The following is a 15,506-nucleotide window of genomic DNA, read 5'->3' as shown; positions in this document are numbered from 1 at the left end:
GTCGCTTTGTGGGGGAACCAGCGCTATGTCGTTCTCGTCTAGCACCTGGGCGATGCCCCCGACGCGGGACACTGTTAGACATTCGGACGGCCGGGCACGCGGCGGCGATCGAGGAGGAACTGGTGGCGGGCGAGTCCCCCGACAAGTCGGTTGATGAAGGAACGCCGGGGGTGGCGAGGTCCTCCGCGGAACGCGACCCGAGGCTGTCGGTGTTCCGTCCGCGGGAACCCGAATCCGGCAAGGGTGACGCCGAAGCCGCGGGCGACGGTTCCGCCCCTCGTGGCGGGGATTCCGGCAGCGGCGTACGGGACGCGGGGTCGCGGGATTCCGAGGACCGGGCCGCGGACCCCGCCGCGGACTCCTCTGAAGGCTCCTCTGTGGAGGCGGAGGCCGAGGCCGACGCGTCCGTCGACAACGAGCGCACGGCGGTGTTCCGCGCGCCCAAAATGGACTCCGACTCCGACTCCGACTTCGAGTCGGACTCGGATTCTGCTTCCGCTTCCGCTTCTGCTTCCGCTTCCGCATCGGGCAAGGGCGAGGGCGAGCGCGAGGGCGGCGGCGACGGCGAGGACGCCGCTGACGACACCGATGGTGACGACGAGCCCTCGGCCGCGGCGGAGGCTCCGGCCAAGGAGGATGACGGGGACGCCGAGCAGGCGTCGGAGTCCCGCTCCGGCTCGGACGCGGGCAAGGGCTCGGCCAAGGGCGCGGACGCCGATGCTGACGCTGATTCCGCTTCGGACCGGACCGCGGCCGGCGAGGCGTCGGCGGAGCCGGAGGGGGAGAAGTTCGACAGCGAGCTCACCGTCGAGCGCACCGCCGTCATCCGTGCCGTGAAGTCGGACGCCGTGAAGTCGGACGTCGTGAAGTCGGACGCCGCCAAGGCGGATGCCGCTCCGTCGGATCCCCGCAAGACCGATGCCGCCGGGGTGGATTCCGGCAAGGCGCCTGCTCGGCCCGGTGACCGTGCGCCGTCGTGGGCCAAGACCGGTGCCGGTGCCTCCGCCAAGTCGTCGGTGGACGAAGCGGACAAGTCGGGTACGGCGGACGACAGCGAGCGCACCGCCGTCTTCCGTGCCGTGAAGCCCGGTTCCGGCTCGGGTTCCGGCTCGGGTTCCGGCCCGGGCGCTGGTTCCAGGGCCGGTTCCGGTTCGGATTCCGGTTCCGCTTCGGCCAAGCCCGGTGACGCAGGAGCGGCGAAGCCGTCGGCCGCGGGTGACTCCGACAGCGAGCGCACCGCCGTGTTCCGTGCGCCCAAGCCCGGCTCCGGTTCGGGCCCGGCGGCAGCCGCCAAGCCCTCGGCCGAGGACTCGGACAGCGAGCGCACCACGGTCTTCCGTGCCGTGAAGCCGCCGGCCGCCCCGGCCGCCGACAAGCCGGCCGCCTCCCGGCCCGCGCCGGCGAAGCCGGCCGGCGCGGGGAAGCCGAGCACGTTCGTGCCGCTGCGCAGGGACGAAGCGCCCGCGAGGGGCTCCTCCGGTCCGGCCTCGGCGCCGAAGCCCGCCGGGGCCGGTGCCGTGCCCTCCGCGCCGGCCCAGGCCCGTACCGCCACCCCGCCCCGGACCACGGGTTCGGCCGCGGCCTCGACCGCCGTTCCGGAGCGCACCGAGCGGACCACCCAGCAGCCGCTGCCGCCGCGGCCGCCGCTCGACCTGCTCGCGGAGCTCACGAACAACCCGCCTCCGCCGCCGAGCCCGATGCGGACGTTCGTCCGGCGGCTGAAGATCTACACGCCGATCGCCATCCTGCTCCTGGTCGTCCTGGCCGTCGTGCAGCTGGTGCGCCCGCTGCCGGCGCCGAAGCTCACGATGACCGCGAAGAGCACCTTCACCTTCGACGGTGCCGCCCCGGCCATGCCCTGGCCCAAGGAGGGCCAGGCGTACATGGCGGCGTCCGGCCTCGGCACCCTCGGCAGCTTCGGCGAGCAGAAGCCCGTTCCCATCGGCAGTGTCGCCAAGACGATGACGGCCTACGTGATCCTGAAGAACCACCCGATGAAGAAGGGTGAGAAGGGTCAGATGATCGACATCGACAAGGCCGCGGTGGAGGACGGCAAGAAGGAGTCCGAGGGCGAGTCGACCGTCAACACGCTGAAGGAGGGCGACAAGATCTCCCAGTACGACGCCCTCGCCGCGCTCATGATCCCGTCGGCGAACAACGTCGCGCGGCTGCTCGCCCGCTGGGACGCCGGTGGCGACCAGGAGGCGTTCGTCAAGAAGATGAACGACGCCGCCAAGGAACTCGGCATGACCAAGACGACGTACACGGACCCCTCGGGTCTGGAGGCGACCACGGTCAGCACCGCCGAGGACCAGGTCAAGCTCGGCCTGAAGGTGGTCGAAATGCCGGAGCTCATCGCCATCACCAAGCTGAACGGCTACACGGACCAGTACGGCAAGTGGTGGCGCAACTGGAACGACCTCATCGCCCCGGGCAACGGCGCGATCGGCATCAAGACCGGCTCCACCACCAAGGCGGGCGGCAACCTGCTCTTCGCCGCGGAGAAGAAGGTCGGCAACACCAACCAGCTGATCGTCGGCGCGGTCCTCGCCCAGTACGGCGTGCCGATCCTCGGCACGGCCATCAACCACAGCAAGAACCTCATGGTGGCCACGCAGAAGTCGCTGACCAGCGCCGCCGTCGTGAAGAAGGGCGATGTCGTCGGGTACGTGGACGACGGGCTCGGCGGCCGGACCCCGGTCGTGGCCACGGCGGACGTGGAGGCGGTCGGCTGGCCGTCGCTCACCGTCAAGATCAAGATGAGCAGCGGTGACGGCAAGCTCCCCCAGACCGCGACGGCGGGCACCGAGGTCGGCATGCTGACCGTCGGCGAGGGGGCCAGCCAGGTGAAGGTGCCGGTGGCGCTGAAGAGCGATCTGGCCGCGCCGGGCATCGGCAGCAAACTGACCCGTATCGGCTGATCACCGCCGACAGCGGTGAACTCGGAACCGGCGCCCCGGGCAACCCCGGGGCGCCGGTGCGCGTCTAGGACCCGGAACCGGACCGGAACCGGGACCGCGACGGACGGGACGGCATGAACGAATGGACGGGACGGACCGGGGAGCAGGGCAGACCAGTGACCACCGCTGAGCAGCAGGGCCGGAGCGGACCGGACGGACCGGAGGCCGTCGGTGAGCCCGAAGGTCCCGGAGCCCCTGCCGGCGGGCCCGTCGCTCCTGTCGCTCCCGTTGCCCTCGTCGGGCCCGGCGGTCCGCTCGACTGGGCCCGGCGGCATCCGGTGGCCGTCGCCACCGTCCTCGCCGCCGTCCTGCACGTCGTCTGGTTCTACTGCTTCGCCAACAGCGGCGGCGACCTCGCCGCCCAGGACGCCTGGGCCGAGTTCGTCGGCCGCCATCCGGACTCGGCGTACAACCTGGCCTGGTACGGGGGCATGCACCCCGTCTCGTACAGCGTGGTCTCGCCGTATGTGATGTACATGCTCGGTGTCCGGACCACGATGATGATCGCCGGCACGGTCTCGGCCGGGCTGTGCGCGCTGATCCTGACCCGCTGCCGCGGCGCCCTGCGGGAGCCGCTGTGGCCGGCCCTCGCCGGGGTGTACGGCCTGTTCTGCAACGCGCTCTCCGGCCGGGTGACCTTCGGGCTCGGCGCGATGTTCGCGCTCGGCGCCGTCGCCGCCGTGTTCTGCTGGCCCCGCAAGTGGGCCCGGCGGCGCTGGGCCAAGGCCGCCGTGGCGGCCCCGCTCGCCGGGCTCGCGACCGCCGCCAGCCCCGTCGCGGGCCTGTTCCTCGGGGTGGTCGCGGCCGCGCTGTTCCTGAGCCGGCGGCGGCCGGGGGCGTACGCCCTGGGGCTGGCCCCGGTGGCGGTGGTCGGGCTGTCGGCCTGGCTGTTCCCGTTCTCCGGGACGCAGCCGATGAAGCTGGGCTCGGCCGTGCCGCCGTTCCTCAGCGCCCTGGCGATCCTGCTCCTCGTGCCGAAGCGGTGGAAGACCGTCCGGCTGGCCTCGGCGATCTATCTCCTCGGCGTGGTCCTGACCTGGGCGGTCGACTCGCAGGTCGGGTCGAACGTCACCCGGATGGTGATGCTGTTCGGCGGTGCCGTGCTGCTGGCGGCGGTCCCGTTCTCGGCGCGGCGCTCGCGGCACTGGTGGGCGGTGGTGGCCGCGTTCACCGGGGTCACGGTGTGGATCACCAGCAACAGCATCACCGACATCGTCCGCACCACCCCGGTGGCCGCCTGGAACCGGGAGCTTGCCCCGCTGGTCGACCAGCTGCGCAGGGCGGGCGCCGACCGGGGCCGGGTCGAGGTGGTGCCGGCCAGCAGCCACCGCGAGTCCTCGGCCTTCCCCGCGTACGTGAACCTCGCCCGCGGCTGGAACCGGCAGGCCGACCTGGAGCGGAACCCGCTCTTCTACGACGACACCCTCACCGCCGAGAGCTACCGCGCCTGGCTGGAGCGGTGGGCCGTGCACTACGTGGTGCTGCCCGCCGACAAACCCGACTCGGGCGGCGAGGCGGAGGCGAAGCTGGTGCGCCAGGGGCTGCCGTACCTCCGGCTGGTGTGGGGCGACCCGAACTGGCAGCTGTTCGAGGTCGACCGGCCGACCGAGATGGTGTCGGGGCCGGCCACGGTGGTCCGGGCCGGTGCGGACCAGCTCGTCGTGGACGTGAAGGCGCCCGGCAGGGTGCTGGTGCGGATCCCGCACTCCCCGTGGCTGGGGCTGGTGGACTCCGTGGGCAAACCGGTGCCGCCGCCGCAGGAGACGCCCGCGTCGCGGGCGCGGGGCGCCGGGAGCGGGGGCGCGGGCAGGGGAGCGCTGCCGAGGGAGTACGCGAACACAGCGGGGTGCCTGTTCAAGGCGTCCCCGACACCGGACGCGGACGGGGACGTGTGGACGGAGCTGCTGGCCCCGGCGCCGGGGGAATACCGGGTGGCGGCGAAATACCAGCTGCCGCGGGGGACGCCCTGCCCGCAGGAGCTCCTGCAGACCGTGCCGGAGCCGGCGCAGCGGCCGGCCCCGCCACGCCCGTGACCGAGGACGTGATCCGGGGCGGGGCCCGGGCGAGCCCCAGGTCCGGCCGGGTGCCGCCCGCCCCAGGTGCATCTCCTGGCATATGTGCATACGATCCCAATAATCTGTAATAGACCGATTGGATGCTTCCCGAGGGAGTTGACGACGGGATGATCAACGAGCGCCAGAAGCGGATTCTCGAGACGCCGGAGCCGGGCCGGGCGCCGCATTCGACGGGGCACGGGTTCGACGGGCCGGTGCGGAGCAAGGTGAAGGGCGGTCTGCACACGAAGGCCAGCCTCAAGCGGGCCGGCACTCCCCAGGGTGACCGCATCGGCGAACGCAGCAAAGGCCTGAGCTGACCCGTCGCGATCCACCGCGACCAGCCCTCCCGGCCCCGGGCCGGGAGGGCCTTCGTATGCCCGAGTGCGGTCCGGGAGCGGTGCGCACGGCAGGTCAACAGGCGATTGCGGAGGGTGGTCCCGTGCGCTCCGGGCCGGCGGCCGGCGGTTTGTCGTGGGTGGGTCACAACCGGCGTGCTGGGCATTGCAGATGCGATGTGCGGTGATAGAAGTAGGCGGAGGCCTGCATGAGTTGATGGCCTGGAGCGTGCGGGGGAGTGCGGATGGCGCGGCGGTCTGCGGTTGAGGGCAAGGGGAGCCGGCGGTGAGCGGGAACGCGCCGGTCGATCCGGCCGAGGTGCCGGTCTTCACCGGTGACTTGGTGGAGCTGGACAGGCAGATCAAGGCGATCTCGTCGGGCGGGACGGCGGTCTCGACGAAGGCCGGGGATGTCCACTCCAGCTTCGGTGGTCTGCAGGCGTTCTATCAGGCGCCGGAGGCGGAGCAGCTGTTCGCGACGACGAAGCCGGTCTCCGACCTCGGCCGGAAGCTGAGCACGGACATGGGCACGATCACGGGTGCGCTGGGCGCGTACGCGCGTGATGTGGCGCCGTTGAAGAAGAAGCTGGAGGACCTGAAGAGGGAAGCGGAAACGTTTCGCTCGAAGGTGGCGGACGACGAGAAGTGGCGTGAGGACGGCGATCTGATCGAGGAGAACCTCGATCGCCGCAACGAGATCGCCGAGGTGTGGGCACAGTTCCAGGCGGTGGAGCGGGCCGCGCACGCGAAGATCGTCGCGCTGGTGGGCGGCAAGCCGCTGCGGGTGAACGACGGCTCGAATGCGGCCGACATGTACGGCTACGACGGGGAGGCGTTGAAGCAGGCGAAGTCCCTGCCGTGGGGCGACGCGGTGGAGGAGTCGGTTCCGGCGTGGCAGGTGTGGGAGCACGCCTGGGACTTCGGCAAGGGCGTCGTCGTCGACGGTGTGTGGGGCACCCTCAAGGGTCTGGGCGGGCTGGTCGGCCTGCAGGGTTGGGACACCTTCAAGCAGTCGTGGACGGGCCTGGCCAAGCTCGCGACGGGCCTGGCGATCACCGCGATACCGGGTGTGGGCCCCCTGTTCCTCGCGGCCCCGTCGGACAAGCTGCCCTCCTGGCTGCGGGATTCGCGCACGGCGATGAAGGAGACGGGCAAGGCGCTGCTGGCGTGGGACCAGTGGGGGTCGAACCCGTCCCGCGCGGCCGGCGCGGTCACCTTCAACGTGCTCACCACGGTCTTCACGGGCGGCGCGGGCGGCGCCGCCGCCGGTGCGGGCAAGGCGGGTGCGGTGGCCAAGGCCCTGTCCTTCGCCGGCAAGGCGGGCCGTGCCGTCGACCCGATGACGTACATCTTCAAGGGCGCCGGCGCCGGGTTCTCGAAGATCGGCGATGTGATGGCCGGCCTGAAGGGCATGGGCAACATCGAGATCCCGAAGATCAACATCGATGGCGCGGTCGCCCTGCCGGACGGTGCGAAGATGCTCCCCGACGGAACGATCCACCTCCCCTCGGGCACGGCCGTCCCCGAAGGGGCGATCAAGCTTCCCAACGACACCATCAGGCTCCCGGAGGGGACCGCCACCCTGCCCCCGGGCACGGTGAAGCTGCCGGTGGACGGCCCGTCGCAGTTCATGGACCCCAAGGGCAACCTCTACGACTCCGCCGGCAACATCACCCAGCGCGCGGAAGACGCCCCCGTCGGCAAGCCGGGCACCGACGCGAACACCCCCTCGGGCACGGCTGATGCGGCTGGGAGCCCCTCGGGCAGGCCTGACGCGGACGGCAGCGGCTCGCCGGGCACGGCCGGTGCGGGTGCGAGCCCCTCGGGCAGGCCTGACGCGGACGGCAGCGGCTCGCCGGGCACGGCCGGCGCGGCTGCGAGCCCCTCGGGCAGGCCCGACGCGGACGGCAACACCCCGTCGGGCAGGCCCGACTCCGGTGCGAACGCTCCCAAGGCCGACGCCCCGAAGGCGGACTCGCCGGCCACGGTCAAGGCGGAGGAGCGCGTCCTCGTCGGCGCCGGCGTCGGCGGCCGCGCCGACGACGGCATCCGCCTCGGCTCCGACATGTCCGACCCGCTCCGCACCGTCGGTGACCACACCCCCGGCCCCCGCCCGGACACCACCCCCGGCGGCCGTGCCGACGACCTCGGCAGGGGCCCCTCCGCGAGCCACGAACCCCCGACGGGCGGCGGCCACACCGGCGGTCCCGGTCACACGGACGGCCCGGGCGGCGTGGGCCACACGGACGGCGCCGGTCGCATGGAGGGCCCGGGCGGCACCGGTCACGGCGACGCCCCGTCCGCGGGCACCGGTCACGGCGACGCCCCGTCCGCGGGCGGCGGCCACGGTGACACCACGCCCGGCGGCGGCCACGGCGACAGTGGCGGCTCCGGCTCCGGAGACGGTCCCGGAGGTGCGGGCGACGACCCGTTCCTGCCCGGAGGCTCAGAGCCCCGGCCGGACGGTGCCCGCTACATCGAGGAACCCACGGCCGAGCACGTCGCGGCGGCGCGGTTCTACGACGGGGTGCGCGCCAACCCGGAATCCCTGGACATCCGGGCGATCTCGGAGAACACCGGCATCAGCCAGCACGTCCTGGACCGGGTCCGGACCCACTTCTTCCTGACCCAGCACGTGGTGACCGAGGGCCCCGGCCTCTCCCGGCGGGGCTATTTCACGCCCCGCAGCGACATCGCGGAAATCTGGGAAGCGGCCGGCCAGCGCGCTCTGACCCCCGCCGAGGCGCAGAAATTCGAGCGCTATATCGGTCACGAATTCACGGAAAGCAATTTCCTTGAGGCGGGTCTTCCGTATATCCGGGACGGGGAGCATCTCTGGGAGTATTACAGCAACGCGGACGAGTCTGGGTACTATCACAACTGGCCCGAAACCGCCCGTGACGCCGGTGCGCACGAACTCGCGCTGAACGAGAACCGGGGCGGGTTCGTCCAGTGGCCCAGGCTGGGACTGGACCTCCCGGACATCGAGCTGGCACCGGGTCTGGCCAACATCGAAGAGGTGACGGCAGCCCTCTTGGAGGAGCTGCGATCGAAGGGGATTGTGGAGTGACCGAACGGGCAGCGTCCGCCGTGCTGGAGCGCCTGAGTGCCGTGGAGTGGACGGGGGACTGGGCCGACGCCGTCGCGCGCGTCATGTCGCGTCGTGTGCTGATGCGTGAATACCTCCGGCGCGCGGCGGTCTGGGCGCAGGCGTATTCGGTCGAAAACGAGTGGCCCTTCTTCGATGTCACCGCGTACGCGGCCCCGGAATTCGAGCTCCCCGCGGAAACCGCGGCGGGTCTTCGGGAATGCCTGGCCCGGGTGACCGGTGGCGAGTCCATCAGGCGCACCTGCACGGGCGCGGTCCGCCTCGCCGCGCTCCGGGCGCAGGATCCGGCGTTCGGCGAGGGCCTGCCGGACCTGTACGAGCCGCTTGTCCTGTTCTACGAGCGGGGCGGCGAGTTCCTGTGGGACAACGCCGGTTTCCTCGACCTGACCGGTGTGCAGATGCGCCCCGGAACCCTCCGGGGCCACCTCGGCTCCCCGCCGCTGCAGTCGCTGGACGGCGCGTTGCTCGACGCGGTCGATGCGGACGGCCGCATCGCCTACTACGCGGCCGCCGATCGCAAGGGCCCGCTGCTGCGGCAGCGCGTCGTACGCGGTGCGGCGCACGCCGAGGCGTTCGGCGGGGAGGGCCCGGGCTGGGTGCCGGCCGGTCGTCCGCTGCCCGCGTCCCCGCAGCAGGCCGGGGACTTCGGCCTGGTCTGGCTGGACGAGATGGAGGCGGCCGACATGATTGGGCAGGCCCTGGCCGGCGCCGGCCGGTAGGAGCCCCACCGGGTGAACGGCACCGCTGTGTCCCGCACCGTGCTGGAACGGCTGCGCGCGATCGACTGGGAGGACGAGGCGGCCGCCTGGGAGCACGCGCCGTCGCGCGCCCTCCTCATGCGCGAGTACCTGCGCCGTGCCGCCCTGTGGGCCCGGGCCCGCGGAGCCGAGGAGGCGTGGCCGTTCTTCGACGTCGCGGAGCACCTCGACGCGGGCGCGGTGCAGACCCCGCCGGACGTCGCGGCCGAACTGGAGGACCTCCTGAACGGGCTCGCCCCGGCCTCCCTGAGGACCACCTGCCGCGCCGCCGTGCGCTGGGGGGCCGTACGGGACGCCGGACAGGATCTGCCGGCCGGCCTGCCGGACCCGTACGAGCCGCTGCTGCTCATGTACGAGCGCGGCGGCGGCTACTGCCTGGAGGAGTACGTCGACCTCAACGGCACGATGATCCGGCTGGGAGACGTGGAGGGCAACGCCGCTGCCACGCCGTTCCCCACGCTCGCTCCCGCCACCCTCGACGCGCTGGACGCCGAGGGCGAGATCGTCTATTACGCCAGGATCGGCGGCGGATACACCCGGGAGAACCCGGGCGGCATCCTGAGGCGCCGCACCGACGAGGGCCGCACGTACGACGAGGCCTACACCGGCGATCTGCGGTGGGAGCCCACCCGGCAGCTGGAGCACGCCGGCTCCGACCCCGGGGGCGCAGGCCACGTCCGGATCGGCGACATCGAAGCCGCTGCCTTCATCGAAGCCGTCACGGAGCACCCCGGCGGCTCCCGGTGAACCCGTCCGGAGTGCAGGAGCGCCGGAGCGCCTTCGGGTATTTGGAACGGTCGGGGGACCGGGAGGACGTGTCCGCCCGGGTCGTGTCCCGTCGCCTGCTCATGCGCGAGTACCTGCGGCGGGCGGGCCTGGGGGCGCGCGCCCGCCCGGCCGAGAGCACGTGGCCGACCCTGGTCCCGGCCGACCGGTAGGGCGGGCACGCGACGGTCGCGGGACCCGGTTGCCGTCGAGCGGGGCAGTCGAACGGCCCGGAGCATGATCGCTCCGGGCCGTTCTCTCATGTGCCCCCGGCAGGATTCGAACCTGCGACACCCGCTTTAGGAGAGCGGTGCTCTATCCCCTGAGCTACGAAGGCGGGGTTGCGACAGCAGCAGCCCGTGAGGGCTTGGCCACCGCGCTCAGTGTAGCGGGTGGTGCTTGATCCGTACGCGGAGATTCCCGCCCGTGCCTGGCGGGGGATCAGCGCCGGTCGTGCACGCCGGACATGTCGGCGACCGGGGCGGTCCCGACCGTCGGGCCGCCCGCCGTGTCGGCGGAAAGGGCCGGGATGCGGTTTGGGAGGCGGGCGGGTGGTTCATGGGTTCGGTAGGGCGGGGGCGTGCCCGCCTCCCCGTGATGAATGCGAGCCGGACCATGGAGTTCCTGCGCCCCGCCACCTGGGAAGAGGCCCTCGCCGCCAAGGCCGAGTACCCGGCGGCCCTGCCGATCGCCGGCGGGACCGATGTGATGGTCGAGATCAACTTCGACCACCGTCGGCCCGAGTACCTCATGGACCTCACCCGTATCGGACTGCTCTGCGAGTGGGAGGTCGGGGAGGACACCACCGTCCTCGGCGCCGCCGTCCCGTACACCGACATCGTCGAGCGGCTGCGCGGCCCGCTGCCCGGTCTCGCCCTCGCCTCGCGCACCGTCGCCTCCCCGCAGATCCGCAACCGCGGCAGTGTCGGCGGCAACCTCGGCACCGCCTCCCCGGCCGGGGACGCCCACCCGGCGCTGCTCGCCGCCGGCGCCGAGGTCGAGGCGGAGTCCGTGCGGGGAAGCAGGATGATCCCGATCGACGCGTTCTACACCGGGGTCAAGCGCAACGCCCTCGCCCCCGACGAGCTGATCAAGACCATCCGGATCGCGAACGCCACCGGGCCGCAGCAGTTCTCCAAGGTCGGCACGCGCAACGCCATGGTCATCGCCGTGTGCGCCTTCGGGATGGCCCTGCACCCGCGGAGCCGGACCGTCCGGACCGGCATCGGGTCCGCCGCACCCACCCCGGTACGGGCCGAGACCGCCGAGGAGTTCCTGTCCGCGGCGCTGGAGGAGGGCGGGTTCTGGGAGTCCGGGCAGGCCCTCACGCCCTCCCTCACCCGGGAGTTCGGTGCGCTCGCCGCCGCGTCCTGCAACCCGATCGACGACGTCCGCGGCACCGCCGGGTACCGGCGCCACGCCGTCGGCGTCCTGGCCCGCCGGCAGCTGCTGTGGACGTGGGAGGAGTACCGGGGCGACCGCGGGCGGTGGCTCACGGGCGGGTGATGCGCACCTGGAAGCTGCCGTTGCGCAGTTCGCCCACGACCGAGATGCTGATGCCCGACTTCTCGTCGGTGAAGGTCTCGCCCGACTGGAACGGCGCGTCCGACAGCTCTCCGTGGACGTTGGGGCGGCGGGTGCAGCCGCCGCTGCCGGCAGCGCTGTCGAGGACCGTGACCGGGCCCTGCCCGGTGTCGACGAGCGAGTCCACCTTGTAGATGAGCACGCCCGGTTCGCAGACGGCCTCGTCGTTCCCGGCCTGGGTCCGCACCTCCACCGCGTACCCGGAGCTGTCCGACAGAGGGACGAAGGCCAGCTTGGTGCCGCCCGCGGCCGCCAGCGGCGACAGGATGTGGTCGCTGACGCCGGGCTTCGAGGCGCAGCTGATCTGTGTGCCGTCGAGCCAGCCCAGCTTCCATTTGTGCCAGCCCAGCAGGTCGTTGTTGGTGCCCCAGTCCTCGCTCATGATGTCCCAGTGCCCGACCGCGCCCCCGCCGTCGGCGGTGTACAGGTCGGGCAGGCCGAAGACGTGTCCGTTCTCGTGCGGCAGCACCCGGAAGCCGGTCTCCCGGTAGGAGCCGGAGCCGTCGTCCTGCCGGCTGTAGATGAAGGACGTGTTCGCGAGCGGCACGCCGTCCGCGACCGGGGCCTCGGCGTTGCCGGAGAAGGTCACCGACAGCACGGTGTCCAGGGCCGAGGGCCCGGCGTTCGGCGTGACCAGGATGTTGACCAGGTCGTACGCGCGGAAGTCCACGTCGGGGTCGGCGGCCTGCACGATGTGCTCGACGAGCTGCCGGTAGCCCGGCTCGTACGGGGAGCCGCGCTCGATCCCGTACGCGGCGAACGGCATCGGCATCCGCAGCCACGTCTTGATCGGGGCCTCGGCCCGGTAGTCGAGCCGGCCGTAGGAGCTGGTGCGGAACCACTCGGCGGTCTGCGGGAAGAACTCCGCCAGCCGGTCCAGGGCCGTTCCCTCGCCCTTGGCGTCGGGGAAGTCGACCATCAGGTTCAGCGCCCGTATCTCGCCGGTCGACCGGGAGTACCCGGGCGGTGTCGGCAGGCCCTCGGACATCTGTACACCCGTCGCGCCGGTGATCCGGCAGGGCGCGAGCGCCGACTCGGCGGCCGTGGCGGCGGGCCCCGCCGCGGACTGCCCGCGGCCCGCCATCCCCGTGCTGGCGGTGGCGGCGACACCGAGGGCCAGCGCGGTGATGCCGATGTAGGCGCCGGCGCGGTGTGGTCTGCGTATCCGGTGGCGGGTCTGCGGCATGGAGATCGCCTTCGGGTCCGCGGCAGCCGGCCGGACCCGGCTGCGCTCCGTGCGCTCACCCTCCGTCGGCCGCGGCGCGCCCGCGCGCGGGGTGCGCCGAACGGGGACAGGGGTGTGGCTCAGGTCACACGAAGGAGTGAAATAACCGGGGACGCAATCCCCGTTTGCATCGGTGTTCCCCAAAGCGGGGACCGGCTCCCCGTTTCGGCGGGTCGGCCGGCCCGTACGAAGTTCAAGAAGTCCGAGTCGAGGAGGCGGCGGATGACGCGCACCAGCACCAGCACCGGCACCACCGCGGCGGCTCCGCGTCCGCGCGCCGACGCCGTGCGGAACCGCGAGCGGATCCTTGCGGCGGCGCGCGAGGTGTTCGTCGAGCACGGCTCGGGGGCGCCGTTCGACGAGGTCGCCCGCCGGGCCGGCGTCGGCAATGCCACCCTGTACCGCCACTTCCCCGACCGCGCCACCCTCGTCCACCACGTCGTGCTGTTCGTGATGGACCGGGTCACCGCCGAGGCGCGGCGGTCGCTCACCGAGGAACCCGACGCGTTCGCCGGGCTGTGCCGCTTCACCCACACTGCTGCGGATGAGCGGATCGGCGCCCTGTGCGCCATGCTCGGCGGCGACTTCGACCATGAACACCCCGAACTCATCTCGGCGCGCGAGCAGTTGGCGGAGGCGGTCGAAGGGCTGCTGACCGCCGGCCAGGGCGCGGGCCTGATCCGGACCGATGTCGGCGTCGGCGACCTGATGGTCGCCCTGTCCCAGCTCAGCCGCCCCCTCCCGGGTGTCACCTGCATCGGCGTGGACACGTTCGTCCACCGCCATCTCCAGCTCCTCCTCGACGGGTTGAGGGCCCCGGCCCGCTCCGTGCTGCCCGGTGAGGCGGCCACCCTCGACGACCTCAGGCAGAAGACCGTGTGATCTTCCGGGTCGGGTCCGTTGGCGTCGCGAACCGCCTTCAACCACATTCAATCGCCGTCAATTGCCGTTAATCGCCGTCAACAGCGGCTAATTCGTCATTCCGCACGCTGAACACACCGAAGTGGGTACCCCCATGCCGAAAACGGCCGCGACAAGCGCGCCGGCCCTGTCGTCGCCCCCGGCGCCGGCTGCCGATTCCAACCGCTGGAAAGCGCTCGTCTTCATCGCCCTGGCGCAGCTGATGGTCGTCCTCGACGCGACGATCGTGAACATCGCGCTGCCCTCCGCCCAGAGGGACCTGGGCATCTCCGACGGCAACCGCCAGTGGGTCATCACCGCCTACGCGCTCGCGTTCGGCGGACTGCTCCTCTTCGGCGGCCGCATCGCCGACAAGTGGGGCCGCAAGAACGCGTTCGTCGTCGGACTCGTCGGCTTCGCCCTGGCCTCCGCGCTCGGCGGCGCCGCCACCGGCGAGGCGATGATGCTCGGCGCCCGCGCGCTCCAGGGCGCCTTCGGCGCGCTGCTCGCCCCGGCCGCCCTGTCCCTGCTGGCCGTCATGTTCACCGACGCCGCCGAGCGCGCCAAGGCCTTCGGCATCTACGGCGCGATCGCGGGCGGCGGCGGCGCCGTCGGCCTGATCCTCGGCGGCTTCCTCACCGAGTACCTCAACTGGCGCTGGACGTTCTACGTCAACATCCCGTTCGCCGTCGTCGCGGCCGCGGGCGCCTGGCTGGTCATCCGCGAGCCCGCCGGGGGCCGCAACCGTGCGCCGCTCGACATTCCCGGCGTCATCCTCTCGACGCTCGGCCTCGTCGCGCTGGTGTACGGGTTCACGCGCGCCGAGTCGGCCGGCTGGTCGTCCGAGCCGACCGTGCTCATGTTCATCGCCTCGGCGGCCCTGCTGGCGGCGTTCGTCTTCACCGAGTCCCGGGTGAAGTCCCCGCTGCTGGCGCTGCGCGTCCTGCTGGAGCGCAACCGCGGCGGTGTCTACCTCTCCCTCGGCCTGGCCGTCATCGCGATGTTCGGCCTGTTCCTCTTCCTGACCTACTACCTGCAGGTCGTGAAGGGCTTCTCGCCGGTCAAGACCGGTTTCGCCTTCCTGCCGATGATCGCCGGCATGATCACGGGCTCCACGCAGATCGGCGCCCGCCTGATGACCCGGGTCGCGCCGCGGCTGCTGATGGGGCCGGGCTTCCTGGTCGCCGCCGCCGGCATGCTGATGCTGACCCAGCTGGAGGTCGGCTCCTCGTACCCGGCGCTGATCCTGCCGGCGCAGCTGCTGCTGGGCCTCGGCATGGGCACGGCGTTCATGCCGGCGATGTCCCTGTCCACGCACGGCGTGGCCGCGGCCGACGCCGGTGTCGCCTCCGCCATGGTCAACACCTCGCAGCAGGTCGGCGGCGCGATCGGCACCGCCCTGCTGAACACCATCGCCGCCTCGGCGACCACCGCGTACCTGACCGACCATGCGGCCGAGGCCTCGGCGGGCGCCGCCGCGGCGAAGCTGGTGCAGGACCAGGCGATGGTGGAGGGCTACTCCAGCGCGATCTGGTGGGCGGTCGGCATCCTCCTGGCCAGCGCGGCCGTGGCCCTGACCTTCGTCAACACGGGCCGCCCCGGCACCGGCGGCCCGATCGCCTCCGGGACCGGAGCCGGCGCCGGCGCCGAGGCCGAGGTGAAGGTCCCGGCGATCGCCCACTGACGGGCCGCGGGGAACCGCGGGAATGACGACCGGCCCCGCGTCGTTCAAATTTGAACGACGCGGGGTCCGTCTTGTCCCGGGGCCCCGCGCGGACGTACGAGGAGCGACACCGTGACCCCCGCCGTGACC

11 protein-coding genes and 1 tRNA gene are annotated in these 15,506 nt (G+C 72.4%); 10 read left to right on the top strand and 2 right to left on the bottom strand.

Going from position 1 to position 15,506, the window contains the following annotated elements; all coding sequences use genetic code 11:
• Nucleotides 1-170: 170 nt before the first annotated feature.
• The 7 genes from HYE82_RS38025 (at nt 171) to HYE82_RS14000 (ending at nt 10,157) form a co-directional block, all read left to right on the top strand.
• Complete coding sequence (locus tag HYE82_RS38025; protein ID WP_309144317.1) at nt 171-2,921, top strand: hypothetical protein; 2,751 nt, start codon at nt 171-173, stop codon at nt 2,919-2,921.
• 113 nt (nt 2,922-3,034) lie between these two features.
• Nucleotides 3,035-4,993 carry an MFS transporter gene (locus tag HYE82_RS14025; RefSeq protein WP_256987205.1) on the top strand — a complete coding sequence of 653 codons (1,959 nt, stop codon included), beginning with the start codon at nt 3,035-3,037 and terminating at the stop codon, nt 4,991-4,993.
• A gap of 149 nt (nt 4,994-5,142) precedes the next feature.
• The gene (locus tag HYE82_RS14020) at nt 5,143-5,334 is read left to right on the top strand and encodes a hypothetical protein (RefSeq protein ID WP_256987204.1); all 192 of its coding nucleotides are present in this window, start codon (nt 5,143-5,145) and stop codon (nt 5,332-5,334) included.
• A 304-nt stretch (nt 5,335-5,638) separates the two neighbouring features.
• A complete protein-coding gene (locus tag HYE82_RS14015; protein WP_179174356.1) occupies nt 5,639-8,422 on the top strand; it encodes a hypothetical protein in 2,784 nt (927 codons plus the stop codon).
• Nucleotides 8,419-9,180 carry a hypothetical protein gene (locus tag HYE82_RS38020; RefSeq protein ID WP_256987203.1) on the top strand — a complete coding sequence of 254 codons (762 nt, stop codon included), beginning with the start codon at nt 8,419-8,421 and terminating at the stop codon, nt 9,178-9,180. The genes HYE82_RS14015 and HYE82_RS38020 overlap by 4 nt, the downstream gene beginning before the upstream one ends.
• Nucleotides 9,181-9,192: 12 nt before the next feature.
• Complete coding sequence (locus tag HYE82_RS14005; RefSeq protein ID WP_309144316.1) at nt 9,193-9,966, top strand: hypothetical protein; 774 nt, start codon at nt 9,193-9,195, stop codon at nt 9,964-9,966.
• Nucleotides 9,967-10,007: 41 nt separating this feature from the next.
• Nucleotides 10,008-10,157: a hypothetical protein gene (locus tag HYE82_RS14000; protein ID WP_218782597.1), complete on the top strand. Its 150-nt coding sequence runs from the start codon at nt 10,008-10,010 to the stop codon at nt 10,155-10,157.
• 91 nt (nt 10,158-10,248) lie between these two features.
• On the opposite strand, the gene HYE82_RS13995 is transcribed toward HYE82_RS14000, so the two are convergent.
• Nucleotides 10,249-10,321 (bottom strand) — tRNA-Arg (locus HYE82_RS13995).
• Between the two features lie 278 nt (nt 10,322-10,599).
• Between HYE82_RS13995 and HYE82_RS13990 the strand changes: the two genes are divergently transcribed.
• The gene (locus HYE82_RS13990; protein ID WP_179174369.1) at nt 10,600-11,490 is read left to right on the top strand and encodes a xanthine dehydrogenase family protein subunit M; all 891 of its coding nucleotides are present in this window, start codon (nt 10,600-10,602) and stop codon (nt 11,488-11,490) included.
• On the opposite strand, the gene HYE82_RS13985 is transcribed toward HYE82_RS13990, so the two are convergent.
• Nucleotides 11,477-12,754, bottom strand: coding sequence for a M6 family metalloprotease domain-containing protein (locus tag HYE82_RS13985; RefSeq protein WP_179174354.1), 1,278 nt, complete (start codon nt 12,752-12,754; stop codon nt 11,477-11,479). The two genes, HYE82_RS13990 and HYE82_RS13985, sit on opposite strands and share 14 nt — an antisense overlap.
• A gap of 261 nt (nt 12,755-13,015) precedes the next feature.
• Between HYE82_RS13985 and HYE82_RS13980 the strand changes: the two genes are divergently transcribed.
• Nucleotides 13,016-13,675 carry a TetR/AcrR family transcriptional regulator gene (locus HYE82_RS13980; RefSeq protein WP_179174353.1) on the top strand — a complete coding sequence of 220 codons (660 nt, stop codon included), beginning with the start codon at nt 13,016-13,018 and terminating at the stop codon, nt 13,673-13,675.
• Between the two features lie 133 nt (nt 13,676-13,808).
• Nucleotides 13,809-15,377 carry an MFS transporter gene (locus HYE82_RS13975; protein ID WP_179174352.1) on the top strand — a complete coding sequence of 523 codons (1,569 nt, stop codon included), beginning with the start codon at nt 13,809-13,811 and terminating at the stop codon, nt 15,375-15,377.
• Nucleotides 15,378-15,506: the final 129 nt, after the last annotated feature.

It is taken from the genome of Streptomyces sp. BR123 (genome assembly GCF_013401435.1).
Classification (GTDB): Bacteria; Actinomycetota; Actinomycetes; order Streptomycetales; family Streptomycetaceae; genus Streptomyces.
The sequence above is the reverse complement of the archived record's forward strand: the minus strand, read 5'-3'. Positions and strand labels throughout refer to the sequence as shown.

What these genes read in the sequence shown, in the direction of transcription:
- HYE82_RS14025 (WP_256987205.1), top strand. Translation starts at nt 3,035, where the DNA reads ATGAACGAATGGACGGGACGGACCGGGGAGCAGGGCAGACCAGTGACC.
- HYE82_RS14020 (WP_256987204.1), top strand. Translation starts at nt 5,143, where the DNA reads ATGATCAACGAGCGCCAGAAGCGGATTCTCGAGACGCCGGAGCCGGGC.
- HYE82_RS13990 (WP_179174369.1), top strand. Translation starts at nt 10,600, where the DNA reads ATGGAGTTCCTGCGCCCCGCCACCTGGGAAGAGGCCCTCGCCGCCAAG.
- HYE82_RS13985 (WP_179174354.1), bottom strand. Translation starts at nt 12,754, where the DNA reads ATGCCGCAGACCCGCCACCGGATACGCAGACCACACCGCGCCGGCGCC.
- HYE82_RS13980 (WP_179174353.1), top strand. Translation starts at nt 13,016, where the DNA reads ATGACGCGCACCAGCACCAGCACCGGCACCACCGCGGCGGCTCCGCGT.
- HYE82_RS13975 (WP_179174352.1), top strand. Translation starts at nt 13,809, where the DNA reads ATGCCGAAAACGGCCGCGACAAGCGCGCCGGCCCTGTCGTCGCCCCCG.